The sequence below is a fragment of the Actinocorallia herbida genome (assembly GCF_003751225.1).
GTDB lineage: Bacteria > Actinomycetota > Actinomycetes > Streptosporangiales > Streptosporangiaceae > Actinocorallia > Actinocorallia herbida.
Map to the genome: position 1 here is coordinate 4,710,408 of NZ_RJKE01000001.1, position 26,750 is coordinate 4,737,157.

The following is a 26,750-nucleotide window of genomic DNA, read 5'->3' on the forward strand; positions in this document are numbered from 1 at the left end:
CTCCTCGATCTCTAGGCGCACGGCATCCGGACGGTGAGCGTGGTCGGGCCGCCCGGCGGGCTGTCGAGACGGACCTCGCCGTCCAGGGCGGCGACCCGTCGGCGGATCCCGGTGATCCCGGTGCCTCGTGCCTCGTCGGCTCCGCCGCGCCCGTCGTCGGTGACCTCGATGGACAGCACGCCGTCGGCGCGCGCGACCCGGAGGACGGCCCGCGCGGCGGCCGAGTGCTTGGCCACGTTCGTCAGCGCCTCGGCGATCACGTAGTAGGACACCGCCTCGACGCTCGCCGGGAGCGCGCCCAGGTCGGTGAGGTCGAGGTGGACCGGCACGCCCGACCGGGCGGCCAGCGCCGTCAGCGCCCCGTCGAGCCCGCGGTCGGCGAGGATCGGCGGGTAGATCGTCTGGAGCACCGCGCGGAGTTCGGCCATCGCCTCCTCCGTCGTCTCGTGCGCCTGCCGGATCAGCGTCGCCGCCGTGTCCGGATCGTCGGCGAGCGACTCCCTGGCGATGCCCAGCTGCATCGCGATGGCCACCAGGCGCGCCTGCGTCCCGTCGTGCAGATCGCGTTCGATCCGCTGGAGCTCCCTGCCGTGGGCGTCGACGACGCCGACCCGGCTCCTGGTCAGCACGTCGACCCGCTCGGTGAGCCGCTCGCGGGCCGACCGCGCGAGCAGCGCCAGGCAGAGCCGCGCGTGGAGCCGAGCCAGCACCGGGAGCACCCACCAGGCCACCGCGCCGAGGACGGCGATCTGGACGGAGCCACCGACCAGCGCGGTCGGCCAGTCGCCCACCTGGACGTCGAAGAACGAGAACAGGGTGGGCCGCGCGTCGGGCGGAAACGCCCACCACAGGGGCAGCGCCACCGCGGCGACCAGGATGTTGCCCAGGCACAGCAGCGCCACGAGTCCGAACGGGAACCCGACGGCGACGTGCGCGAGGGCCCAGAGGAGATCCCACCGCCCGGCCCGTCGCCCGCCGACCGGAACGCCGAGCAGCCCTGCGGCCCGCCGACGGTGCAGGTCAGCCCAGCCCCGCGCGGCCGGTGGCGCGAGCAGCACCGGCACCGCGAGCACCGTGCCCACGGCCGTCGCCAGCGTGCCCAGCAGATAGGCCGAGCCGGAGAACACACGGGAACGCACGGGCACCTCCTCACGACGCCGGTAATGCGATGATTATCCGCCGCCCGTCCCCGTCGGGCACTACAGCGGGCTGTACCAACGCGCCTGCGGCCGGCTGTATCGTGCCGGGCGTCCCGCCGATCTAGCGTCCTCGACCATGCAACCGAAACCCGCACGGATCCGCAGACGCCTGGTACCGGCCCTCGCCCTGATCGCCCTGTCCGCCGCGGTCGCGCCGCTGGCCAGAGCCGACACGCCCGCACCGCTCGACTGGAGGCCCTGCGCCCAAGGCCCCGACGACGCCGTCGGCCGGGAGCTCGATCAGGCGGGCGCGCAGTGCGCGGAGCTCGCCGTCCCCCTCGACCACACCAGGCCCGACGGCCGCACCATCAGGCTCGCGCTGTCCCGCCTCCCCGCCACCGACCGCGCCCATCGTGTCGGCGCCATGGTCCTCAACAGCGGCGGCCCAGGCGAGCCCACGCTGGGCATGCCCCTGCGGGTGCGCGCGGCGATGCGGGACGTCGCCGCCCGCTATGACCTCATCGGGCTCGACCCGCGCTTCGTCGGGCGCAGCACCCCGCTCGACTGCGGCTGGCCCATCGGCCTGTGGCTCCGCTCGGCGGGCGCGACCCGCGCCCGGTTCGAGCACCAGGCGGACGTCCAGCGCGACCTGGCCGAGCGGTGCGCCCAGCGCAACGCCGACGTGCTCCCTTACGCCAACACCCGCGACACGGCCCGCGACATCGACCTCGTGCGCGCCGCGCTCGGGGAGCGCCGGATCTCCTACCTCGGCTACTCCTACGGCAGTTACCTGGGCGCGGTCTACACCCAGATGTTCCCCGGCCGCACCGACCGCGTGGTGCTGGACAGCGCGGGCGACCCGGCCAAATGGGGCCCCAGGGCGACGCAGGGCACCGAGGACGAGGCGGAACGCGCGCTACGCGGCTGGGCGGCGTGGGCCGCGGCACGGCACGACACCTACGGCCTCGGCACCACCCGCGCGGGCGTGCTCGCCACCGTGAAGGGGATCGTCGCCGCCGCGGAGGACCGCCCGCTGCGCGTCGGACCGTACGAGGTGGACGACCAGACCGTCCCGTACCTGCTGTCCGTCGGGTCAGGAGACGACCGGCCCGCGGCCCGCGCGGAGTTCGCCTCCACCGTCCGGACGCTGAACGAGGCGGCGCACGGCCGCCCCGCCGACCCCGGCCCCGAACTCGACGGGCTCCTCACGTTCGTCCTGACCAGCGCCGGTTCCCCGCTCGCCGGCCCGGCCGCCGCGATCACCTGCGGCGACCGCGCCGCGCCCCGCGACCCCGACACCTATTGGGCCGACGTCCAGCGCAGCCGCGCGCGCCACCCCCTCTTCGGCCCGCTCAAGAACAACATCTGGCCCTGCGCCTTCTGGCCGAGCGAGCCACGCGAGCGGCTCACCCGCGTCGGCAACTCCACCCCCGCGCTGATCGTGGCCGCCACCGGCGACACCGCCACCACCTACGAGGGCAGCGAGGCCATGCACCGCGCGCTGACCGGCTCCCGCCTGCTCACCCTGCGCGGCGCCACCGCCCATGGCATCTACGGCGAATACGGCGACCCCTGCGTCGACGCCGAGGTCAACGCCTACCTCGCCACCGGCGCCCTCCCCGCCGCCGACCCGGTCTGCCACCCCTGACCCACCACCCCGAGGCCGCGACACCCCGTCGCGGCCTCGCGCCTCAAGAACGAGCGGACGGGTCCGGGGCGTCGTCTCGCGTGAACGCCCACAGGGCGAGCCCGAGGCAGCTGAACGCGGCGCCCAGCGCGCAGACGGCGCCCCAGCCGGCCACCGTGTAGAGGGAGGTCGCGGCGAGGGCGCCGGTGGCGCTGCCGACCGAGTAGAAGACCATGTAACCGCCGATCAGCCGGCTGCCCGCGTCCGGGTGCAGCGCGTGGATCAGGGTCTGGTTGGTGACGTGGACCGCCTGCACGGCGAGGTCGAGCAGGATCACCCCGGCGACCAGGGCCCAGAGCGAGCTGCGGGTGAAGGCCAGGGGCAGCCACGAGGCGGCGAGCAGGGCCAGGGCGACGCCGGTGGTCCGGCGGGAGAGCCCGCGGTCGTTCAGCCGCCCCGCCACGGTCGCGGCGAGGGCGCCCGCGACCCCGATCAGCCCCAGCGCCCCGATCGCGCTGTGGGACAGGAAGTACGGGGCCTCGCTGAGCGGCAGCGCGACGCCGCTCCACAGGGTGCTGAAAGCGGCGAAGATCAGCAGCCCGAACAGGGCCCGGAGCCGCAGCGGCCGTTCCCGCGCGAACAGTGTGATCGTGGAGCGCAGGAGCCGTCCGTAGCGCAGAGCCGGCTGCGGAACGTCGGTGTGCCGTGGCAGCACCCGGTGCAGGACCAGGGCGAGCACGGCGGTGAGCGCCGCCGAGGCGAGATAGACCGAGCGCCAGCCCGCGAGGTCGGCGATGACGCCGGACGCGGTGCGCGCGACCAGGATGCCGATGACCACGCCGCCGGTGACGAGGCCGACGACCCGTCCGCGCCCGGCGGGAGGGGCCAGTGACGCCGCGAAGGCCACCAGCGTCTGTGTGACGACCGCGAGCAACCCCATCGCGGCCATGCCCGCGAGCAGGATCACCGCCGTGCGGGCGGCGGCCACCACGGCCAGTGCCACCACCAGGAGCAGCAACTGGGCGACGATGAGCCTTCTGCGGTCTGTCACGTCCCCCAGCGGCACGAGGAAGAAGAGTCCCAGCCCGTATCCGACCTGCGTGAGTGCGACCACGCCGCCGACGAGTGCCGGGCTCATGGCGAGGTCGCGGCCCATCGTCACCAGGAGCGGCTGGGCGAAGTAGACGTTGGCCACCGCGGCCCCGCAGGCGACGGCGAACAGCAGGACGACACCGCGGGACAGGACGAACGCGGGCCCGTCCCCGGCGCGGACCCCGGTCCGTGCCGTCGTGATCTCACCGTTGCCGGGCATCGGCATCCCCCGCTTAACTGGTTTTAACTTGCTACCAATAGGGACGGTAGCCCGATTTGGTAGCATGTTGCAACCGCCTGTGGAAGTGAGGGACGCCGTGGTGACCAGGACGCGGTTCGACGACAGCGACTGCCCCGTCGCCCGATCGGTGGACGCGATCGGCGATTGGTGGTCCCTGCTGATCGTGCGGGACGCCTTCGACGGGAGCCGCCGCTTCGGTGAGTTCCAGCGCAGCCTCGGCGTGGCGAAGAACATCCTCACCGCGCGACTGCGCGCCCTGGTCGCCGGAGGTGTCCTCGCATCCGTTCCCGCGTCGGACGGCAGCGCCTACCGCGAGTACGCGCTGACGCCGAAGGGCGAGGCGCTCTTTCCCGTCATCGTGGCGCTGCGGCAGTGGGGCGAGCAGAACTTCTTCGCCCCCGGCGAGGCGCACTCGGAGCTGGTCGACCGCCGCGACGGACGCCGGCTCCGCGCGCTGGAAGTGCGGGCCGAGGACGGGCGACGGCTGGACCCCGGCGACACCGCCGTCCACAAGATCACAGATCGGTGATCCGGGCCCGGCCCGCGCCGGTGGGGCCGGAAACGCGAAAACGGGGAGTACCGATACTCCCCGCCACTCCTAACTTATAGCGGACCCCGGGGCTTGCGGCAAGACCCCTGGCGTGATGCAGAATCGGCGGCCGTGGCCGGGACCCGCGCGGACCGGCCGCGACGGGACTTCGGTGAATGGGGGATACGCGTGATCGACGTGATCATCGCCGGTGGCGGGCCGGTGGGCCTGATGCTCGCCTGCGAACTGCGGCTGCACGAGGTGCGGGTGGTCGTGCTGGAGCGGCTGACCGAGCCGACGGGGCAGTCGCGCGGGCAGGGCCTGCACGCGCGCAGCGTCGAGGTGATGGACCAGCGCGGCCTGCTCGGGCGGTTCCTTGCCGTCAGCGAGAAGTTCCAGGTCGGCGGGCTGTTCGGCGGGATCATCAAGCCGTGGCCGGACGGGATGGACACCGCCCATCCGTTCGGCGTCGCCACGCCGCAGCCGGTGACCGAGCGGCTGCTGGAGGAGCGCGCCCTGGAGCTCGGCACCGAGATCCGGCGCGGCCGGGAGGTCGTCGGGCTGGTCCAGGACGCCGACGGGGTGGACGTCGAGCTCGCCGACGGCACCCGCCTGCGATCGCGGTACCTCGTGGGGTGCGACGGCGGGCGCAGCACGGTCCGCAAGCTGCTGGGCGTCGGCTTCCCCGGCGAGCCCTCCACGGTCGAGACCCTGCTGGGCGAGATGGAGGCGACCGAGGATCCGGAGTCGATCGCCGCCGCCGTCGCGAAGGTCCGCGAGACGCAGCTGCGGTTCGGCGCGACCCCCGACGCCAACGGCATCTACCGGATCGGCGTGCCGGCCGACGGGGTGGCCGAGGACCGCACCGCCGAGCCCACGCTCGAGGAGTTCAAGCGGCAGTTGCGCGCGTGGGCGGGCACGGACTTCGGCGTGCACTCGCCGCGCTGGCTGTCCCGCTTCGGCGACGCCACCCGGCAGGCCGAGCGCTACCGGGTGGGCCGGGTGCTGCTGGCCGGCGACGCCGCGCACGTCCACCCGCCGACCGGCGGGCAGGGCCTCAACATCGGCGTCCAGGACGCGTTCAACCTCGGCTGGAAGCTCGCCGCCGAGGTGGCGGGCTGGGCGCCGGAGGGCCTGCTGGACACCTATGAGGCCGAGCGGCACCCTGTGGCCGCCGCCGTCCTCAGCAGCACCCGCGCCCAGATGACGCTGCTGGGCACCGAGCCGGGCCCGACCGCCCTGCGGGGACTGCTCTCCGACCTGATGGACCTGCCTGAGGTCAACCGCCACATCACCGGCATGATCACCGCGCTCAACGTCCGCTACGACTTCGGCGAAGGCCCCGACTTCCTGGGCCGCCGCCTGCGCGACGTCCCCTTGAAGCACGGTCGCCTCTACGAGCTGACGCGCCATGGCCGCGGGCTGCTCGTCGACCGCACCGGCCATCTCTCGGCGACGGGCTGGACCGACCGGGTCGACCACGTCCTCGACCCGACCGCCGACCTCCCGGCCCCCGCGGTCCTGCTCCGCCCGGACGGCCACATCGCCTGGGCCGGCGAAGACCGGCAGGACCTCGTGCCCCATCTCACCCGCTGGTTCGGCGCCCCGACCACCTGACCCCCTGAACGGAGCCGCCGCACCGTCCTCGTGCTCCCGCCGGGCCTCGGTGACGGCGGCTCCGTGACCTGGGGATCAGACGGCGAGATCCCCGCCGCCAAAGGTGCGTTCCGGCGGGGACGGGCTGCGCGTGTCAGGTGAGGAGGTAGGCCTCCACGCGGTGTTCTCGCAGGTCGAGCACCCTCACCGGATCTCCCCACCCGATAGGGCGAAACCGCACCAAAGACCATTCGCTGTCGTTCTGTGCCGCCCCGGGCGGAGGAGGACGCTTGTTGTCCGCTTCTCCTGCGATCCTGGTCGTGAAGAGGCGCGAGGCGGGGAGACACTGCGATGACCGTGCTGGACGGCCGGGCGCTCAACCGGGCGACGCTCGCCCGGCAGCTGCTGCTGGATCGGGTGGACGTACCGGTCGCCGAGGCCGTCGCGCGGCTGGGCGGGCTGCAGGCGCAGGAGCCGCAGGAGCCGTTCGTCGGGCTGTGGTCGCGGCTGCGCGGGTTCGATCCGGGGGTGCTGTCGGAACTGCTGGCCGGGCGACGGGTGGCGCGGACCCATCTGATGCGCCGCACGGTCCATCTCCTGACGACCGAGGACGTGCTGGCCTGGCGGTCCCGGCACGACGCCATGCTGCGTCAGCGGGTCTTCGGGGTCTACCGGAGCGAGCTGGCCGGGGTCGACCTCGCGGAACTCGAGGCGGCGGGGCGGGCGGTCCTGGCCGACGGCACGGCCCGCTCGCAGGCGGAACTCGGCCGCGCGATGGCCGAACGCTGGCCGCACGCGGGTCCCCGGGCGCTGGGCGAGATGCTGATCGCCCTGATCCCGGTGGTGCAGCTGCCGCCGCGCGGACTGTGGCGGACCAAGGCGGGCGTGCGTCTCGGCCTGCTCTCCGCCTGGGCGGGCCGGGAGGCCGATCCGCCGGCGGAGGACGGCGATCCGGTGGGCGCGACGCTGGTGCGCCGCTATCTCGCGGCGTTCGGCCCGGCCGCCGGGGCCGACCTCCGGGCCTGGTGCGGCCTCGCGGGGCTACCCGCCGCGGTGTCGGCGATCCGCGGGGAACTGGTCTCCTTCCGCGACGAGCGGGGCCGGGAACTGCTGGACCTGCCGGCCGCGCCGCGCCCCGATCCCGGGACGCCGGCCCCGGTGCGGTTCCTGCCCGCGTTCGACAACGCGATCCTCGGCTACCAGGACCGCGGGCGGATCATCGACGACGCGGACCGCGGACTGTCGGTCGCCGGAGCCCGGGTCGTCCTGGTCGACGGGCGGGTCGCGGCGACCTGGACGGTGGAGGCCGGCACGGTGGCCGTCAGCCCCCTGCGGGTCTTCTCCCGTCCCGAACGCGCCGCGGTGCTCGAAGAAGGCCACGCGCTGGCGTCGTTCCTGTCCGAGGGCGCGAGCACCGAGGCACGGGTTCTCCCCTGACGGCCGGGCGGGCCGGCGGGCCCGCCCGGGTTTCGGTACGACGGGTCAGACGAGGCCGGATGCGGCGGCGTTGGAGAAGTCGTCGTCTACGGCGACGACGGGGCGGCCGACCGCGTCCAGGAGTGAGGCGGCGATGGCGGCCCGGTAGCCGGCCGCGCAGTGGACCCAGACCTCGCCGTCGGGGAGCTCGTCCAGACGGTCCGCCAGCTCGGCCAGCGGGATGTGAAGGGCGCCCGGGAGGTGGGAGGCGGTCCATTCGAGGTCGCGGCGGACGTCGAGGACGTGCACGTGACGGTGGTGGAGGACCGCCGCCAGGTCGGCGAAAGTGGCGGTCGGGTAGGCGCGGAGCGGGCTGCCGTCCGACCACTCCTCGGGGGTTCCGACGTTCGCGGCGGCAGGGCGGTCGATCCCGATCCGCACCAGTTCGCGCTGGGCCGCGGCGAGCTCGGCGGGCGTCTCGGCCAGCAGCGTCAGCGGGGTCCCCCACGGGATGAGCCAGCCGAGGTAGGTGGCGAGCTGGCCGTCCAGGCCGATGTTGAGGGTACCCGCGACATGACCTGCGGCGAAGGCCTTGCGGGTGCGCAGGTCGACGACCCATTCGCCGTCGGCGATGCGGCGGCGGATCTCGCGCGCGTCGGCGCGGCGCGGCGCGGAGAGGTCGGGGGCCTGCGGGCCCGCGGCGTTGGCGGGGGCCATCCGCGCGTAGTACGCGGGGTAGGCGTCGAGCCCGGCCAGGAGCTCGGCGACGTAGCGCTCCTCGGTCTCGGTGAGGACCGGGTTCGCCAGCTTCTCCCGTCCGATGGTGGAGGACGTGGCCCGGCTCTGGGTCGCCGAGCAGAAGCTGCCGAAACCGTGCGTCGGGTAGATCACGGTACTCTCCGGCAGCACGTCGGCGAGCCTGTGGGCGGACGCGTACTGCGCGCGCGCGAGGGTGCCGGTGTGCTCGGGGCCGAGCAGGTCGGGACGTCCCGTGGAACCGTAGAGCAGGGAGCCTCCGGTGAACACCGCGGTGTCCGAGCCTTCGGCGTGCAGCACGTACGACAGGTGGGTGTGCGTGTGGCCGGGCGTCGCGAGCGCGCGCACGGTCATGTCCCCGACGGCGATCTCCAGCCCGTCCTTGACGGGCACCCGATCGAACGCCACCGCGTCGGCCGCGTTCACGTGGTACTCGGCACCGGCCTCGGCGGCCAGCGCGAGCCCGCCGGTGACGTAGTCGTTGTGGAGGTGCGTCTCGAACACGTGCGTGACGCGGACCCCGAGATCGGCCGCCAGCCGCTGCATCCGATCGATGTCGCGCTGCGGATCGATCACCGCGGCCACCGACCCGTCATGCGCCAGATAACTCCGGTCGCCCAGCGTCGCCGTCTCGAGGGAAACGATCTCGATCATGCTCCGAGCACCTCTCCCCCACAACAGCGCTCCCCGCTGAGCCACACCGCGCAGACCCGCTCAAGGTCGAACCACAACACCATGCCATCTCCCCATCCACCCCCGGGGCCGCGACCACCCACCCCGAGAGTAAATCTTCACATCCGGTAGGAAATACATGAATATCACGCCCCATCCCCCTACCGCGACCCATCACCGCAGGTGAGACCCACCGCACGCCCCCCAACACCCGGGGGCGTCCGCTCCGGTCAGGGGAAGACGAGGAAGGCTGTTTGGGTGGAGCGGGCGACCAGGCCGGACGCGGGGTCCCAGAGGTCTTGGGAGATCGAGACGTAGCCGTCCGCGGCGTGGACGGCGCGGGAGCGGGCCAGGAGCCATTCGGAGGTGGCGCGGCCGACGAGGTGGACCGTCAGGTCGCAGCTGGGAGAGATGTACGGGCGGGCCGCGGTTTCCGTTCGCTGGCCGATCGCGCCCGCCATCATGTCGCAGATCGGGAGGAACGCCAGGGGGTCCGTGAAGCCGTTGAGGAGCGGTGTGCCTTCGGCCAGCCGGAACCAGCTGACGGACTCGCCTGCGCCGGCGCGACCTTGCAGGGCCTTCGGCACGCGCATTTCCACCCGGTCCATGACGGGGACCGCGAACGTCACGCCCTGGGACGCCATCAGCTCACGCACGTCCACGCATGCGTCGACGGGCGGGGCCTTCGGCGCGTCCGGGTCGGTGAAGGAGAAGCCCCTGCGTTCCCGTCCGAACACCGCCTGCGCGACGAGGCCGTTCGCCGAGCCCTCCGAGCGCAGCGAAGCGCTCGCCTGTGCCATCGACCTGCCCCGTCGCAGCACGCTCGCCTCCACGACCGCGGGCCCCTCCTCGACCCGCGCAGCGAACATCACCGAGACCGACCGCAGGTCCATCGCCGGGTCGTCGAGTTCCGACCGCATCGCGCGCACCGCCGCCGCCGTCACCACACCGCCCTGCGGCGCCACTGGCGCGTTCCACTGCCCGCCGAACGCCGCCAGATACCGCCCGGGCCGCACCGGATCGCCCGCCACCGCCGTCTGCGCGGCGAATCCGACCCCCGGCAATTCCTCGCCCATGACCGCCCCATCCCCAGAACCCGACAAGAACCTGAGGGATCGTAACCCCGGCCTTACCCGCGAACGACCACCGGGAGGCCCGCTCCACCGCCCCGCGCGGGCCGGATGGCACGTGATCAGGAGGAACACCCGCCTCTCTTGCCAATCACCGATGGGTGACTTAGGTTCCGGGCATCTGGCCCGAGGAGGGACATGTCTGGGTTTGCTGGGTCGTGTGGGCGCGGTGCCGCGAGCGGTCGGGACGAGGGGGCGGCACGGTGACGAAGCTGATCTTCGCGTTGCACGGGAGCGACCTCGGTGAGCGGCTGCGCGCGCCGTCGTTCCGGGAGGCGCTGACGGCGGCCGGGGCGACCGCCGTCCAGGTCAATCTCGACGACGCCGAGGTGGAGCCCGCGCTCCGGTTCGGTCCGGGAGTGGCGATCACGGCGCTCGTGTCGGTCTGGACGGGCGGAGACGCCGAAGCCGTCGTCGCGGCGGTCGCCAAGGCGGCCGACGAGCCGGAGCCGCACGCCTACCGCGTGACCGAACGGGTCCGGCTCGATCCGGCGCCGGTGCGGGACGGCGAGCGGTCAGACGTGTGCGCGCAGGTCGCGGTGCTGCGCAGGCCGGATTCGATGACGCGGGAGGAGTATCTGGCGTACTGGCTGGTGCACCACACGCCCATCGCCATCCGGACGCAGAACACCTCGGCGTACATCCAGAACATCGTCGAGGAGGCGCTGACGCCGACGTCGCCGGAGATCGCCGCGATCGTGGAGGAGCACTTCCCGATGGCCGCGCTGACCGACCCCCACGCGTTCTACGGCAGCGGCGGCGACCGGGCCGAACTCGAGCGGCGCGTCGACGCGCTGCTGTCCAGCTCGGCCCGCTTCGGCGCGACCGACGGACTCGACCTCGTCCCCACCAGCCGCTACTCCTGGACCCTCTGACGCCCGGCGCGGACCCGGTGGCCGCGCGAGCCGCCGGGTCCTGACGGCAGAGGCCCGCCGCCCGACCGGGCCTACTCGGGCACCCGGTAGGACTGCGCGAAACCTCCAGATCTGTGCAGGTAGTCGGCCTGGACGGTGAAGGCCTGCGGAACGGGCCTGTCCCGGCAGTCCGGCTCGGGATAGAAGGTGATGTCCTTGTCCGTGTGGTTCACCACGAGCCGGACATAGTTCATCGGCATCGGATGGCACCCGGCCTCGGGGTCGACCACCTCCCGCTCATCCCGGCTCCCCGCCAGGCCCAGTGCACCGGTCGCCGCCGCGGCCGGCACCGCCGTCCCGCCGAGCAGCCCCGCGCACAGCGCGGGAACGGAAACGAGCAGGATCACAGAACGACTGCGCACGGACTTCTCCAGAGGGTATCGACGGGGCGGTCACCCAAAGCTTCCACAAGATCCCACCCCGTCACCGCCACCACGGCCGAGCGGCGTGTCCCGGCGCCCTGCCCGTTGTTGAGGCGGACCCAGGGGCGGGACGACCGGTGCGGGGCCGGCGTCGAACTCGTGGTGGTCCTCCGTAGTGGAGGTGCGGGTGGTGGTGCCCGAGTTCGCGGGAGCGGCCCAGGCCGGATTCGCTGATCACCAGCAGGCGGGGTGGGTTCGCCGTCCGGCGCCTGCCGCGACGCCTCGGACGACCGGGCGCGGTGCGGCCTGGCGTGTCCTGCGGGAGGCGCAGGGCGGGGTGCGCGATGATCCCCTGGTTCGGCCGCGGGGCCGGTCAGGGGATTTTTCGGACGTCGGGGGGCGGCATGGGCAGGGTGCGCGGGCGGGTGGCGATCGTGACCGGGGCGGCGCGGGGCATGGGGGCGTCGCATGCGCGGGTGCTGGCCGCCGAAGGGGCCCGGGTCGTGCTGACGGACGTGGACGCGGCGGGCGAGGGGGTGGCCGCCCGGATCGGGGACGGGGCCCTGTTCGTCCGGCACGATGTGCGGAACGCGGACGACTGGGCGCGGGTCGTCGAAAGAGCGGAGGGCGCGTTCGGGTCCGTCGACATCCTGGTGAACAACGCGGGGGTGGCGGACCACGAGCCGATCGAGAGCCTGAGCGAGGAGCGGTTCCGGCGCGAGTGGGAGGTGAACGCGCTCGGGGTCTTCCTCGGCATGAAGGCGGTGGTCGGGCCGATGGCGCGGGCCGGAGGGGGCTCGATCGTCAACGTCTGCTCGATCTCGTCGATGGTGGGCGAGGCGGGCGCGGTCGGCTACACCGCGTCGAAGTTCGCCGCCTACGGGATGACGAGGGTCGCGGCGAAGGAGTTCGGGCCCAAAGGCATCCGGGTGAACTCGGTGCATCCGGGACCGATCGACACGCCGCTGCTGCACGACGCGCCGGGGAGTGCCGACGCCGTCCTCATGATGAAGGAGATGTCGCCGCTCGGCCGGATCGGCGCACCGGAGGAGGTCAGCGCCGTGGTGCTGTTCCTCGCCTCCGATGACGCCCGGTTCGTCACGGGATCAGGGTATGTCGTGGACGGCGGCCTGCTCGCGTGACCGGGCAGGCCGCCTCGGGTCTCACAGGCCGAGCAGGCGCGCCGCGTCCTGGGCGCGCAGGACGCCGCACAGGTCGCGCAGCGCGGCGCCGGTGCGGGCGATCGCGGCGTCGGTGAGCCGCACCGACGGCTCGAAGCGCAGGGTGTGCACGGCGCTCGCGGTCGGGAAGATGCGGATCGCGTGGGCGCGCATGAGGTATCCGGCGGCGAAATAGCCGAACATGTCGGCCTTCTCGCGGAGGGCCGGCGCGGCGGCCACGGACTGGTCGTGGAACTCGAGGCCGACCATCAGCCCTTTGCCGCGGACCTCCTTGACGACGTCCGGGAACTCGGCCTGGACGGCGCGGAGCTCCGTCATCAGGGCCTCACCCCTCGCCGTGGCCAGTCGGTAGGCCGCGCCGCCGTCCGTCTCCAGGAGGTCGATGACCTTTTCCGCGATCCGGGTGGAGAAGCCGTCCTTCGCGTAGGTCGAACTGTGGATGAGGTCGAAGTCCTGGCGGTAGCACGAGGCGCGCACCAGGGTCACCGCGGCCTTGGCGACGCCGCCCCCGAGGCTCTTGGCGAGGGTGTAGTAGTCGCCGCGCAGGCCGATCCCGGCGCTCGCGAAGAAGGACCCCGACCTGCCCATGCCGGACTGGACCTCGTCGATGACGATGGGGCAGCCGACCGCCGCGCAGACCTGCTGGATGTGCCGCGCGGTCTCCTCGGTGAGGACGTTGATGCCCGCCTCCCCCTGGATCGGTTCCAGGACGAACGCACAGAAGACCGGCATGTCGCGTTCGACGACGCCGACGACTCCGGCGTCGAGGGTGAAGTCGAACACCGTCCTGCGTTCGCCCTCGACGATCCGGGCGAGTGCCTCGGGCCGGTCCGCCGGCACGAATCGGCACTGCGCGGCGAGCGAACTGAACGGCAGCCGGAAGGACGGGTTGTGGGTGAGCTGGACGCTCCCGACGAGCTTCCCGTGGAAGGAGCCCTCCAGGGCGAGCAGGACGGGCGGGGCGGACAGGCTCTCGGCATTGGCCAGCTCGGCGGCCTTCAGCAGATGGTCCGCGTCATGGACGTCGACGCCGAGCACCGCGAAGGCGTCGTCCGCGAGGACCGCGGTGCCCTCCACCAGCGCCGCCCTCGCGTTCTCACGGTTCTCGTGCAGCGCGCCGCACAGCTCGGCGAGCCTCGTCACCCTGTCGAGTTCGGCGTGCTTGAGCGCGATCTCGTTGGCCTCGGCGCCACTGTTGGCGAAGACCGCGAAGTAGGGTTCCGCCTCCCCCAGCTCGCGGGTCAGGATGCCGTTGAGCTTCCGGGCCACGGTGTCGGCGTACGGGTGCAGCGAGAACTGCGCGTACACCGGCAGCCGGGCGTCCAGGATCGCCTTGGCGTGCGCGACGACGTCGGGGTCGTTGTGGCCGAGGATCGTGGCCCCGAAGGCGCCCACCAGGTCGAGGACCGCGCGCTCCGCGCCCTGCTCGTCGCGGTGGTAGAGGGTGTCGCCCTCGGCCCGCACGTATTCGACGGAGAGACCCAGAACGGCCAGGGTCCGCGCCATGTACGGCTCGGCCAGGTGCGGTTCGGCCGGGACGGGTTCGGCGGCGTGCTCAGCGATGACTGCGGATGACATGGGCGGAATCTCCTTCGCGAGGCGGTTCAGAGGCTGTGGTCGATGAACGCGAACAGTTCGTCGTCGGTCGCCGAGGCGAGGTCGGCGAGGTCCGCGGTCTCCCTTGCGGGAGCGTCGGGAACGTCGGAGATGCCGGGATCCGCGCCGAGGCGGTCGAGGACCGCGTGCAGGCGCATCCCGAGCAGGCGGCGTTCCGCCTCGTCGGCGGGCGGCTCGGCGAGCGCCTTCTCCAGCCCGTCGAGCGCGGCGAGGCGAGCGGCGGCGGCCAGCCGCGCCCGCAGGTGGGCGGCGACGGCGGCGGGCGTCGGGTGGTCGAAGACCAGCGTCTCGGCGAGTTCCACCCCGGTCGCCTCGGCGAGGCGTTCGTGCAGTTCCAGCGCGGTGAGCGAGTCGATCCCCGCGCTCTCGAACGACTGCTCGGCCCCGATCCGCTCGGTGCCCTCCCGGCCGAGGATCGCGGTGGCCTCCGTGCGCACCAGGTGGAGGAGGTCGCCGGGCCGGGCCGCCGGTGCGGGCCGCGGCGGGACCGACGGGACCAGATCCCGGAGTGGCGACGGCAACCGGCCCGCGTCGGCCTGACGGCGCAGGGCCGACGGGTCCAGCGCGATCGGCAGGAGCACGGCGTGCTCCCGGCTGTCTCGAGCCGGGGCCAGCGCGACGTCCAGCAGGCGCAGGCACTCCGCCCCGGTGACGGGGCGCAGGCCCGTGCGGGCGATGCGCTCCAGGTCGGCCGGCCCGAGCCGCCCGCCCATACCTCCTTCCACGTCCCATAGCCCCCACGCGAGCGACGTCGCGGGCAGGCCCGCGGCCCGGCGGAGGTGCGCGATCCCGTCGAGGAAGGCGTTGGCCGCGGCGTAGTTCGCCTGTCCCGCCGTGCCCAGCGCGCCCGCGACCGAGGAGAACAGGACGAAGGCGTCGAGGCGGAGACCTCGGGTGAGTTCGTCGAGCCAGACCGCCGCGTCGGCCTTGGCCCGGAAGACCCGGTCGACGCGGTCGGCGTCCATCGCCCCGACCGCCCCGTCGTCCAGGACGCCCGCGGTGTGGATCACCGCGGTCAGCGGCACGTCGTGCGGGACCCGGCGCAGCAGCGCCCGCACCTGCGCGCGGTCGGCGACGTCGCAGGCGGCGATCTCGACCCGGGCGCCCAACGCGCGCAGTTCCGCGCGGAGATCGGCCGCGCCCTCCGCGTCCTCGCCGCGGCGGGAGGCCAGCAGCAGGCTGCGCACCCCGTGCGCCGAGACGACGTGCCGGGCCGTCAGCCCGCCGAGCGCGCCGGTGCCCCCGGTGATCAGGACCGTGCCGTCGGGGGCGAGCCGCCCCGGACGGCGCATGTACTCCGTCCTGCGGAGCCGGGGAACCCAGACCGATCCGGCGCGGACCGCGAACTCCGGCTCGTCCGCCGAGCCCGCGGCGGCGAGCACGGCGGGCGGCGCCCCGGTGTCCCCGCCCAGATCGGCGAGCACGAACCGGCCGGGGTGCTCGCGCTGCGCCGCGCGCACCGCGCCCCAGACCGCGGACTCGGCCGGGTCGACCACGTCGCCGTCGGCGACGGCCACCGCGCACCGGGTCGCGACGATCAGGCGGCGGCCCTTGCCCCGGGGCTCCGCCAGGAACGCCCTGACCACGTCGAGGACCCGGCTGACCGCGCCCCGCGCCCGGACCGGGTCCGCGGACGGCCCGCCTTCCCCGGGCATCAGCACGGGGAGCGCGCCTCCCTCGACCGCCGCGAGGTCCCGCGTCCCCGTCACCGCGGCCAGCCGAGGTCCGCCACCGGGCGTCCCGACCCGGCTCCAGGCGACGTGGAAGAGCGCCGGAGCCGCGCCCCGATCCGCGGCGCCGTCCGCACCGGACCCGGACCCGGACGCCCCGAGCACGTCGGCGGTGCCGCAGGAGGACGACGCGGCATGGTCGCCGTGCTCGACGACCTCCGCGGCGCCGTCGGCGACGGACGCGGATCCCGCGTCCTCGGCACTCCACCAGTACCGGCTCCGCTGGAACGGGTAGGTCGGCAGCGGCACCGTCCGGCCCCGGCCTTCCAGCACCGGCGCGAAGTCGCCCCCCGCGCCCGCAACGAACGCCTCCGCCAGCGCGCGGACGAACGGCCCCCCGTTCGCCGATCCGCACACGACCCCCGCGGCCCCCGACGCCGCCGGACCCGCGCCCATCTCGACGAACACGCCGAACCCCCTCGCGGCAAGCCCCCGAACCGCGGAACCGACCCCCTCCTCCGCCGCACCGAACCGGTACGACCCAGGGCCGCTCACCCAGTCCCCTTCCGCCGTGGAGTACCACGGCACCTCCGGAGCACTGATCAGGACCACGCCCAGCGCCTTCGTCTCCGCACCGGCGGGCACGGGGGCGCCGTGGGCGGCGGCCAGGCGGGCCGCGTCGGCCAGGGGGAGGGCGCCGGAGGCGCAGGCGGCGGCGAGTTCGCCGATGCCGGTGCCCAGGACGGCGTCAGGGTGGATGCCGTGTGAGCGCCAGAGGGCCGCCAGAGACAGCATCGTGGCGAAGGCCCTTGGACCTGCGGACTCCGGCAGGTGCCAGGCCGCCGCGTCGGTGGTGGCGGGGGCCGGGCGGGGCAGGTGGGGGGCCAGCGCGATGCGGCATTCGGCCATGCGGGCGGCGAACGCCGGTTCGGTCGACCATGCGGCGTCGGGTGCCGACGCCGTGGGCTGCGCCGGACCGGCGAAGACGAAGACGGTCCGGCCGGGAGCGCCGTGCGCCGGGCCGACCAGATGGGGGTCGTCCCGGCCCTCCGCGAGCGCGCGCAAACCGTCCAGGGCCTGTGCGCGGTCGCCCGCGACGACCACGGCCCGGTGCTCCCACCTGGTCCTGGCGGTCGCGGACCTGGCCAGGTCCGGGAGCCGGGCCCCGGCGTCGAGGGCCGCCGCGAACCGTCTCGCCTGCTCGGCCAGGGCGCGGGCCGACCGGGCCGACACCACGACCGGCACGGGACCGCCCTCGGCGGGTTCCGGCCGTGCCGCCTCCTGCGGGGCCTGTTCGAGGATCACGTGGGCGTTGGTGCCGCTGATGCCGAAGGACGACACGGCGGCGCGGCGGGGACGGCCCCGGTCGGGCCACCCGAGCCGCTCGGTCAGCAGCGCCAGCGAGCCCGCCGACCAGTCGATCTTCGACGAGGGAAGGTCGACGTGCAGCGTGCGGGGCAGGACGCCGCGGCCCAGGGCGAGCGCCATCTTGGCCACCCCGGCGACGCCGGCCGCGGCCTGGGTGTGGCCGACGTTCGACTTCAGCGATCCGAGCAGCAGCGGATCGCGGCGGTCCGCGCCATAGACGGCGAGGAGTGCTTCGGCCTCGATCGGATCGCCGAGGACGGTGCCGGTGCCGTGCGCCTCCACCGCGTCGACGTCGGCGGGCGACAGGCCGGCGTCGGCCAGCGCGCGGCGGATCACCCGCTGCTGGGAGGTGCCGTTCGGGGCGGTGAGCCCGTTCGACGCGCCGTCCTGGTTGACGGCCGAGCCCCGGACGAGCGCCAGCACGCGGTGGCCGTTCCGGCGGGCGTCGGACAGCCGCTCCAGGACCAGGACGCCCACGCCCTCACTCCAGGACGTCCCGTCGGCCGCGTCGGCGAAGGACTTGCACCGGCCGTCCGCCGCGAGCCCGCGTTGCCGCGAGAACTCCACGAAGCCTTCGGGGCCCGCCATCACCGTCGCGCCTCCGGCCAGCGCCATCGTGCACTCGCCCGCCCGCAGGGCCCGGACGGCGAGGTGCAGGCCGACCAGGGACGACGAGCACGCGGTGTCGACGACCAGCGCCGGGCCGCGCAACCCGAGCACGTAGGCGACGCGGCCCGCGGCCATGCTCGTCAGGCCGCCCGTCGTGCGGTAGCCGGCCAGGTCCGCGCGGGCCGGAAGGCGGTCGGCGTACCCGTTGGCGAACAGGCCGAGGAAGACGCCCACCTCGCGGCCGCGCAGCGAGACCGGGTCGATCCCCGCGTGTTCCAGCGCCTCCCACGAGGTCTCCAGCAGCAGGCGCTGCTGCGGGTCCATCGCCAGGGCCTCGCGCGGCGAGATCTGGAAGAACTCCGCGTCGAACAGCGCGGCGTCGTGCAGGAAGCCGCCGTGCCGGGTGCACGAGCCGCCGGGCGAGCCGGATTCGTGGAGGGCGGCCAGGTCCCAGCCCCGGTCCGCCGGGAACGCCGAGATCGCGTCGCCCTCCCGCTCCAGCAGCTCCCACAGCGCCTCCGGGCCGGTCACCCCGCCCGGCAGCCGCACGCCCATCCCGACGATCGCGATCGGCTCCGCGGACTCGGCGGCGGCCGGATCGGGCCGGGGCGTCCCGCCCTGGAGCCGCGACTGCAAGTGCTCGACGACGGCGGCGGGCGTGGGGTGGTCGAAGACGAGGGACGCGGGCAGCGCGATCCCCGTCGCCTCGCTCAGCCGGTCGCGGAGGTCGACCGCCGCGAGCGAGTCGACCCCGAGGTCGGCGAACGCCGCCCCGGAGCGCAGGCCGGGAGGGGTGTGCCCCAGCGCCGCGGTGGTCGCCGATGCCACGAGGTCTTCGAGCCGCCGTCCGGGCGGGACGGGGATCGTCGGCGGCCCGTCGGGCGGCAGGGCCCGCAGCGCCGGAAGATCGACCTTGCCCGTCGCGTTGCGCGGCAGCGCGGCGAGGAGGCGCAGTCGCACCGGCAGCTTGTAGGCGGCCAGCCGGGGGGCCGCGAAGGCGCGGACCTCGTCCAGCGTGGGCTCCGCCCCGTCGGACGGGACCGCGACCGCGACCACCACTTCGCCCCGCGTCCCATGGGGCGCGCCGACGACCGCGACCTCCGCGAGACCCGGACACCCGGCCAGGACGCGCTCGACCTCGGCGGGGTAGACATTCTCACCGCCCGTGATGACCATGTTCTTCCACCGGTCGACGAGGCGAAGGTGGCCGTCGGCGTCGATCTCGCCGATGTCTCCGCTGTGGAACCAGCCGTCGCCGAACGCCGCGGCGTCTGCGGCGGGATCACGCCAGTACCCCGGCGTGACGTTGGGGCCGAGCACGCAGACCTCGCCCCGCGCACCCGGCCCGTCGAGGACCGCGCGGGTGACCGGGTCGACCAGCCGGATCCGGGTGAACGGCAGGGCGGGGCCCGCCGACCCGGTCTTGCGCAGGGTCAGGTCCACCGGCAGGAGGGTCGCGAAGGGCGCGGTCTCGGTGAGCCCCCACGCCTGCCGGAGCAGCACGCCCCGTGCCGCGTAGTCCTCGATCAGCGCGCACGGCACGGGCGCGCCCGCCACGACCGCGGTGTGCAGCCCGGACAGGTCGGCGGCCGCGAAGCCCGGCGTCCGCGCGACCGCCGAGTACACCGAGGGCACCCCGAGGAGCGTGCCGACGCGGTGCTCGACCAGGTCCCGCAGGACCACGTCGGGATCGAACGTCCGGCGCAGGACCGTCGTCCCGCCGTGGGCCAGCGTGCGCAGAGTGAAGGAGCTCAGGCCGCCGATGTGGAACAGCGGGGTGACGACCAGGTTGACCTCGCGGCCCGTCGTGCCGGTCGCCCAGCCGACGTTCGCGCCGTTCCACCAGAGGTTCCCGTGGGTGAGCCGGACTCCCTTGGCCCGCCCCGTCGTGCCGGAGGTGTACAGCAGGACCGCAAGGTCGTCGGCCTTGCACGTCACGGGCTCCCGCGGCGGGCGGGCGGCCCCGGCCAGCGCGGTGCCGAGCGAGGTCCAGCACGGCCCCGGAGGGACGGCGGGACCCGTCGCGTGATCGTCGTCGACGAGCAGCAGGCGTGCCGCCGCGCGGACGGCCTCGACCGCCGAGCGGTGTGCCGGCTCCACGAGAAGGGTGTGCGCGTCGCAGTCGGTGAGGACCTCCCCCAGCTCGTCCGGCCGCAGCATGGGGTTCACCGGGACGAAGACCGCGCCCAGCCAGGCGCAGGCCAGGTATGCCGCCAGGAGGGTCGGGCTGTTGAGCCCGAGGTAGGCGACCCGGCAGCCCCGGGTCGCCCCGCCTTCGGCGAGCACTTCGGCGAGGCGCCCGGCGCGGTCCACGAGGTCCGGATAGCCGATCTCGGCGCCCTCGTACCGCAGCGCCGGGCCGGCGCAGGACCGGCCGGCCTGCCGCCGCACCGCCGCCACCGGACTGAGATCCACCCGCATTCCCGCCTCCAAGGTCGTCATGTCGCAGGTCACCGGGCCGCGGTGCTTTCCCGGGCCGGGTCGGCGCTACTCGGCACCGCGGGCAGGTAGCCCGACCTGACGAAGAAGTCCACGGACTTCGTGAACAGCGGCCCGTCGACGGGCGGGCACCCGATGCCGGTGCCGGAAAGCGCGAGCCCGGTCTCCGTCACGTCGATAGGCGGGGCGCCCATGCCCTCGTCCAGGATCCGCAGGAAGGTGTCGAGCAGGGGGCGGACGGCGTTGCCCGGGTCGGCCAGCACCGCGGCCCGCCAGGAACCGGCGTCCTGCTCGGGGAGCCGGTAGCCCGCGGTCCTGAGGCGGTCCACGAGATCGAGGTACCCGGTGCCCCGCTCGTCGTACAGGTGGAACGTCCGTCCGGCGGCGTCCGGTCGCCGGGACAGCGCCACGATCGCCGCGGAGGCGTAGTCCACCGGCACCATGTGCAGGGTCCCGGACAGGCCCGCGGGCACCCCGCCGGCCTGGATCATGCCCTTGAGGCTCAGCCACACGAAGTCGCGCGTCTGGCAGGCCCCGCCGGCCTGGTCGCCCCAGAGGAAGTCGGGCCGGAACACCGTGACGGGCAGCCCCCTCTCCCGCGCGATCCCGATGACCTGCTCGGCCGCCCATTTGCTCTGCCGGTACCCGTTCGACAGCGCCTCCGGCGGGCCCGTCGGGTCGTCCGCGGCGAAGGGCGCGCCGCCCTGCGCCGTGTCGGGGAAGACGCCTGTGCTGGACACGTAGTGCACCGGGACGGTCCGGTGCCGGGCCGCCAGCCGCAGGATCTCGCGGAGCCCCGCGACGTTGGCCGCCCTGAGCCCGGCGTAGGGCAGGAGCCAGTTGACCGCGGATCCGGCGTGGTAGACGGCGTCGACGCGCCGCGCGAGGGCGTCGAACTCGGCTTCGCCGAGGCCGAGGCCGGGCGCGGCGAGGTCGCCGGTGACGACCGAGAGCCGCGCCGGATCGACCTGGTCGGCGATCCGGTACCACGCGAGGTTCTCGCGCAGCCGCCGCGCCGCGTCCGCGCCGTCGCCGCCGCGCACCAGGCAGTGGATCCTGGCGTGCGTCGTGCGCATCAGGTCGCGGAGCAGGAACGCGCCGAGGAATCCGGTCGCACCGGTGAGCAGGACGTCCCCGGGGTCGGCGACCGTGTGGTGGAGTTCGCGGGCGGGCCGCACGTCCTCGTCGAGGCGGACGTCGGCGGCGAAATCGACGGTGCGGGCGGCGGCCGTGCCGAGCAGTTCGGCGCACAGCCGCTCGGCCAGCGCCGCCGGGGTGGGGTGCTCGAAGACCACGGAGGCGGGCAGCCGGACCCCGGTCGCCGAGGCGAGCCGGTTGCGCAGGTCAACGGAGATGCGCGAGTCGAAGCCGAGGTCGGTGAAGGGGCGGTCGGGGCCGACGGCATCGGGGCCGCCGTGGCCGAGGGCGAGCGCGGCCTCGGTGCGAACGAGGCCGGACACCACCGCGTATCGCCCCTCTTCCGGCAGTTCGGTCAGCCGCTCGGCCAGCGCCCGGCCTCCGGCGACGCCCTGGCGCACGTCCCGCCGACCCGTGTTCCGGGCCAGATCGCCGAACAGAAGCGGTGCCGTGGCCCGTCCGGAGCGCAGGACCGGCAGGTCCAGCGGGGTGGCCACGAAGGCCGCCCGCGCCTCGCCGAGCGCCGCGTCGAGCATGCGCGGACCGGTCTCCGCGGTGACGGGGAGCAGGCCGGAGCGCGTCATCCGGGCCCGGTCGGCCTCGCCCAGTCCTTCGTCCATGCCGCCGACGCCCGCCCACAGCCCCCAGGCCAGCGACGTCGCGGGCAGCCCCAGTCCGGCCCGGTGCTCGGCGAGCGCGTCGAGGAAGGCGTTGGCCGCCGCGTAGTTCGCCTGCCCCGCGCCGCCGAGCACGCCTCCGACGGACGAGAACAGCACGAAGGCCGACAGGTCGTGGCCGCGCGTCAGGTCGTGCAGGTGCCACGCGGCGTCGACCTTGGGCCGCAGCACCGCGGCGAGCCTCTCGGCGCTCAGCGCGGTGATCATGCCGTCGTCGTGGACGCCTGCGCAGTGCACGATTGCGGTGAGCGGGTGGTCGTCGGGGATCGCGGCGAGGACCGCGCCGAGCGCCGCGCGATCGGCGAGGTCGCAGGCGGCGAAGGTCACGGCGGCGCCGAGCCCGGTGAGCTCGGCGGCCAGGTCCGGCGCGCCGGGTGCGGCGGAGCCGCGGCGGCTCACGAGCAGGAGGTGGGAGACCCCGTGCGCGCGGACCAGGTGCCGTGCGAACAGCCCGCCGAGTGCCCCGGTGGCCCCGGTGACCAGCACGGTGCCGCCCGGCCGCCACGTCGCGCGCGCGGGGGGCCCAGGGGGCGGCCCGAGGCGGGCCAGGCGCGGCACCAGCACCCTGCCGCCCCGGACCGCGGCCTGCGGCTCGCCGGAGGCCAGCAGCGAGGGCAGGACCGCCGCCGACGCGGGGTCGCCGTCCAGGTCGATCAGGACGACCCGGCCGGGCATCTCGGTCTGCGCCGACCGCAGCAGACCCCAGAGCGGGGCGGCCACCAGGTCGGACACGCCGCCCGTCTCCGTCGGCACCGCGCCGCGCGTCACCACGACCAGGGGCAGGTCCGCGGCCCGGTCGTCCGCGGCCCAGGCCCGGACGAGCTCCAGGGCCAGCCGCGTCGCGCCGTGGACACGGGCCGCGACGTCGCCGCCGGGCGGATACCGGAAGGGGACGACCAGGGCTTCGGCGCCGGTCGACGCGCGGAGAGCCGTGTCCAGGCCGCCGAACACCGCGGAGGCGCCCAGCGCGGCGCGCACCTCCGGGCACGGCGGGGCGTCGTCGCCCGCGACGTCCAGGACCGCCCAGCGGCCGCCGCCTTCCCGCCGGGCGAGGACGGCCGGGTGCCAAGCGACCTGGAACAGCGCGGCACGGGCCCGCGACCGCGTCCCGGCGACGTCCTCCGCCGTGACCGGGCGGAAGCGGACGGAGCCGAGGGACGCCACGGGACTTCCGGTCGCGTCGGCCACGCGGACCGCCACCGAGCCGTCGGCTCCGGGAGTGCGCCGGACGCGGATCGCGGTCGCGCCGACCGCGTGCAGGCGGACGTCGCGGCACCGGGCCACCTCTTCCGGCACCCCTGCGCGGCGCAGGGCGGCGTCCAGCAGCGCGGGGTGGAGCCCGAATCCGTCCGCCGAGGTCCCGGAGGGCAGGACGGCTTCCGCGCACACGTCGCCGCCCACCCGCCAGACCGCCGGCAGGCCGTCCGCCTTCAGGCCGACGCGCTCGGCGCCGGGAGGCGGCCAGTCGGCGAGGTCCCAGTCGGGCCCGCCGACCCCGCGGCGCACCGTGCCGGAGGCGCACGCGGTCCACTCCGGCCGGTCCCCCTCCCCGCCCGCGTGGACCGTGAACATCCGTCCGCCCGTCTCGTCCCGGGGGCCGAGGACGAACTGGAGCCGCAGGGCCCCCCGTTCCGGCAGCACGACGGGTCCCGGCAGCACCAGCTCGTCGACGACGGCGCACCCCACTTCGTCGCCCGCCCGCACCAGGAGGTCGAGCAGCACGGCGACGGGGAGGACCGGGGCACCGGTCCGGGTGAGCCAGGGCGCCGATCGGGCGGAGACCGTGGCGGTGCAGACGACCTCGTCGCGGCCCGCCAGGAAGACCGGCGGGCCGAGGAACGGGTGCGCCCCCTGCTCCACCTGTCCTTCCGCCTGCGGGCGCAGCCAGTAGCGCGCCCGCTCGAACGGGTAGGTCGGCAGGTCGACGGAGCGGGCGCCGGTCCCGGCGAAGAACGCGGGCCACGCGACACCCGTGCCGCGGACGTGCAGCGCGCCCAGCGCACGAACCGCTTGACGGGCCTCGGACTCTCCGTGGCTCAGGACGGGGATCACGACGGCGTCCTCGGCACAGGTCTCGGCCATCGAGGCCAGCACGTCGTCCGGCCCGACCTCCGCCAGCGTCGTCACGCCCAGCGACTCCAGGGTCCGCACGGCGTCCAGGAAACGGACCGGACGCCGCACCTGCTCGGCCCAGTAGTCCGGGGAGGTCCACCGGCCGGACTCGACGCCCCCGGTCACCGTTGACACGACGGGGACGCTCGGTTCGTGGAAGGCGAGGCCGCCGAGGACCGACCGGAACTCGCCGATCATCGGGTCCATCCGCGGTGAGTGCGAGGCGCAGCCGATCGGCAGCCGCTTCACCCGGCGGCCCCGGCCCGCCCAGTGGGCGGCCACGGCGAGCACCGCGTCCTCGTCGCCGGAGACCACGACATCGCGGGGCCCGTTGACGGCGGCGATGACGGCCCGGCCCGCGGCGTCCAGCGTCGCGCGCACCTCGTCCTCGCCCGCCTTGACGGCGATCATCGCGCCGCCACCGGACACGGAAAGCATCAGCCGTCCCCGTGCGGTCACCAGCGCGGCCGCGTCCGGCAGGGACAGGACGCCCGCGACGTGGGCGGCGGTGATCTCGCCCAGCGAGTGGCCGACCAGGAAGTCCGGACGCACGCCCCAGTGCTCCAGAAGGCGGTACAAAGCCACCTCCACCGCGAACGTGGACGCCAACGTGAAGTCGATCCGATCCAGGCCGTCCCCGGACTCGATCACCTCCCGCAACACACGCGGCAAATACTCATCCAGCGCCGCGCACACCTCATCGAAAGCCTCCCTGAACACCGGGAACACCGCACACAACTCCCCCGCCATCCCCACCCGCTGCGCACCACCACCGGTGAACATGAAGGCCAGACGCCCGTCCTGCTCCCGCCCGAGCAGCGCGTCCGAAGCCTCGTCCGCGATCTCCGCGAGCCCCCGGATCAGCTCCGCCCGATCCCCCGCCACCACCACGGCCCGATGCGCCAACGCCGCCCGCGTCGTCGCCGACGAGAACGCCGCGTCCACATGACCCACCCCCGCATCCCCCGCGAGCAGCCCCGCCAACCGGCGCGCCTGCTCGCGCAAGGCCCCGGGCGACTTCGCCGACAGCACGCACGGCACCGGGAACGGCACCGCGGAACCGGGCTCGGCCTCGGGCTCTGGCACCTCTTCCAGGATCACGTGCGCGTTCGTGCCGCTCACCCCGAACGCCGACACCGCGGCCCGGCGCGGGCGGCCCGTCTCCGGCCAGGCCCGCCGCTCGGTGAGGAGCGCGACGCCGCCCTCCGCCCAGTCGACGAGCGGCGTCGCCCTGTCGACGTGCAGGGTGCGGGGCAGGACGCCGTGCCGCAGCGCCTGCACCATCTTGATCACCCCGCCCACCCCCGCCGCAGCCGCGGCATGACCGATGTTCGACTTGAGCGACCCCAGCCACAACGGCCGATCCACCGCACGCCCGGCCCCGTACGTCGCCAGCAGTGCCGCCGCCTCGATCGGATCGCCGAGGCGGGTGCCGGTGCCGTGTGCCTCGACCGCGTCCACATCGGCGGCCTCCAGCCCGGCATCGGCCAGCGCGCGGCGGATCACCCGCTCCTGTGCGGGCCCGTGCGGCGCGGCGAGCCCGTTGGACGCGCCGTCCTGGCCCAGCGCGGACGCGCGCAGGAGCGCGAGGACGCGGCGCCCGTCGCGGCGCGCGTCCGACAGCCGCTGGAGCACGAGCAGGCCCGCGCCCTCGGCCCAGCTCGTGCCGTCGGCGGCCGCGGCGAAGGACTTGCATCTGCCGTCCGCGGCGAGCCCGCGCTGCCTGGCGAAGTCGACGAACCCGCCCGGCGATCCCATGACGGTCACGCCGCCTGCCAGCGCGAGCGACGACTCCCCCGCGCGCAGGGACCGCGCCGCGAGGTGCACCGCGACCAGCGAGGACGAGCACGCCGTGTCCACGGTGATCGCCGGGCCCTCGAAGCCGAAGGAGTAGGAGACACGGCCGGACGCGACGCTGCCGAACTTGCCCGTCATCAGATGGCCTTCGAGCTCGGCGGGTCCGTGCAGCCCCAGGTAGGACTGCTCCACCGCGCCGACGAAGACGCCCACCGCCGTGCCCCGCAACGCGGCCGGGTCGATCCGCGCGTGCTCGACGGCCTCCCAGGCGGTCTCCAGCAGCACCCGCTGCTGCGGGTCCATCGCGAGCGCCTCGCGCGGCGAGATGCCGAAGAACGCCGCGTCGAACTCCGTCGCGTGCTCGATGAAGCCGCCTTCACGGGTGTAGGACGTGCCGGGGGCGTCCGGGTCCGCGCTGTAGAGCGCGTCGAGGTCCCAGCCGCGGTCGGCCGGGAACCCGGTGACGGCGTCGCGGCCTTCGGCGACGAGCCGCCACAGGTCGTCGGCCGAGGCGACCCCGCCCGGGTAGCGGCACGCCATGCCGACGACGGCGATGGGCTCGGGCCGTTCGAGGTCGGCGATCCTGCCGCGTGCCTTGCGCAGTTCCGTCGTGACCGACCGCAGGTACTCGGTCAGCTTCTCGTCGTCGGCCACGTCGGTGCCTCGTCT

The 26,750-nt window shown here is 74.7% G+C and carries 14 protein-coding genes; 6 read left to right on the forward strand and 8 right to left on the reverse strand.

Annotated features, from left to right (window positions below; genetic code table 11):
* Positions 1-11 precede the first annotated feature (11 nt).
* Positions 12-1,139 carry a sensor histidine kinase gene (locus EDD29_RS21770; RefSeq protein WP_123666187.1) on the reverse strand — a complete coding sequence of 376 codons (1,128 nt, stop codon included), beginning with the start codon at positions 1,137-1,139 and terminating at the stop codon, positions 12-14.
* Between the two features lie 136 nt (positions 1,140-1,275).
* Here EDD29_RS21770 and EDD29_RS21775 point away from each other — a divergent pair, with 136 nt between their 5' ends.
* On the forward strand, positions 1,276-2,787 hold the full coding sequence (locus EDD29_RS21775; protein ID WP_123666188.1) for an alpha/beta hydrolase: 1,512 nt from the start codon (positions 1,276-1,278) through the stop codon (positions 2,785-2,787).
* A 43-nt stretch (positions 2,788-2,830) separates the two neighbouring features.
* Here EDD29_RS21775 and EDD29_RS21780 read toward each other — a convergent pair whose 3' ends face one another.
* Positions 2,831-4,078 carry an MFS transporter gene (locus tag EDD29_RS21780; protein ID WP_170201501.1) on the reverse strand — a complete coding sequence of 416 codons (1,248 nt, stop codon included), beginning with the start codon at positions 4,076-4,078 and terminating at the stop codon, positions 2,831-2,833.
* Positions 4,079-4,178: 100 nt separating this feature from the next.
* On the opposite strand from EDD29_RS21780, the gene EDD29_RS21785 reads away from it, so the two are divergent.
* From EDD29_RS21785 to EDD29_RS21795, 3 genes are all read left to right on the forward strand, one after another.
* Positions 4,179-4,628: a winged helix-turn-helix transcriptional regulator gene (locus tag EDD29_RS21785; protein ID WP_246052916.1), complete on the forward strand. Its 450-nt coding sequence runs from the start codon at positions 4,179-4,181 to the stop codon at positions 4,626-4,628.
* A gap of 189 nt (positions 4,629-4,817) precedes the next feature.
* Positions 4,818-6,245, forward strand: a complete 1,428-nt coding sequence (rox, locus tag EDD29_RS21790) for a rifampin monooxygenase (protein ID WP_123666191.1) — start codon at positions 4,818-4,820, stop codon at positions 6,243-6,245.
* A gap of 330 nt (positions 6,246-6,575) precedes the next feature.
* Positions 6,576-7,661, forward strand: coding sequence for a winged helix DNA-binding domain-containing protein (locus tag EDD29_RS21795; protein WP_123666192.1), 1,086 nt, complete (start codon positions 6,576-6,578; stop codon positions 7,659-7,661).
* Between the two features lie 45 nt (positions 7,662-7,706).
* Here EDD29_RS21795 and EDD29_RS21800 read toward each other — a convergent pair whose 3' ends face one another.
* The gene (locus EDD29_RS21800) at positions 7,707-9,050 is read right to left on the reverse strand and encodes an MBL fold metallo-hydrolase (RefSeq protein ID WP_123666193.1); all 1,344 of its coding nucleotides are present in this window, start codon (positions 9,048-9,050) and stop codon (positions 7,707-7,709) included.
* Positions 9,051-9,298: 248 nt separating this feature from the next.
* On the reverse strand, positions 9,299-10,144 hold the full coding sequence (locus tag EDD29_RS21805) for a thioesterase family protein (RefSeq protein WP_123666194.1): 846 nt from the start codon (positions 10,142-10,144) through the stop codon (positions 9,299-9,301).
* Positions 10,145-10,401: 257 nt separating this feature from the next.
* On the opposite strand from EDD29_RS21805, the gene EDD29_RS21810 reads away from it, so the two are divergent.
* Positions 10,402-11,073: an EthD domain-containing protein gene (locus tag EDD29_RS21810; RefSeq protein ID WP_123666195.1), complete on the forward strand. Its 672-nt coding sequence runs from the start codon at positions 10,402-10,404 to the stop codon at positions 11,071-11,073.
* A gap of 71 nt (positions 11,074-11,144) precedes the next feature.
* Here EDD29_RS21810 and EDD29_RS21815 read toward each other — a convergent pair whose 3' ends face one another.
* Complete coding sequence (locus EDD29_RS21815; protein ID WP_148086044.1) at positions 11,145-11,474, reverse strand: hypothetical protein; 330 nt, start codon at positions 11,472-11,474, stop codon at positions 11,145-11,147.
* A 404-nt stretch (positions 11,475-11,878) separates the two neighbouring features.
* On the opposite strand from EDD29_RS21815, the gene EDD29_RS21820 reads away from it, so the two are divergent.
* On the forward strand, positions 11,879-12,616 hold the full coding sequence (locus EDD29_RS21820) for an SDR family NAD(P)-dependent oxidoreductase (protein WP_123666197.1): 738 nt from the start codon (positions 11,879-11,881) through the stop codon (positions 12,614-12,616).
* 21 nt (positions 12,617-12,637) lie between these two features.
* Here the strand turns inward: EDD29_RS21820 and EDD29_RS21825 are convergent, their stop codons facing one another.
* The 3 genes from EDD29_RS21825 to EDD29_RS21835 are packed head-to-tail and all read right to left on the reverse strand — an operon-like array spanning position 12,638 to position 26,735.
* Complete coding sequence (locus tag EDD29_RS21825; protein ID WP_123666198.1) at positions 12,638-14,233, reverse strand: aspartate aminotransferase family protein; 1,596 nt, start codon at positions 14,231-14,233, stop codon at positions 12,638-12,640.
* 26 nt (positions 14,234-14,259) lie between these two features.
* Positions 14,260-20,334, reverse strand: a complete 6,075-nt coding sequence (locus tag EDD29_RS21830; RefSeq protein ID WP_170201502.1) for a type I polyketide synthase — start codon at positions 20,332-20,334, stop codon at positions 14,260-14,262.
* A gap of 35 nt (positions 20,335-20,369) precedes the next feature.
* The gene (locus tag EDD29_RS21835) at positions 20,370-26,735 is read right to left on the reverse strand and encodes a type I polyketide synthase (protein ID WP_123666200.1); all 6,366 of its coding nucleotides are present in this window, start codon (positions 26,733-26,735) and stop codon (positions 20,370-20,372) included.
* Between the last annotated feature and the right edge of the window lie 15 nt (positions 26,736-26,750).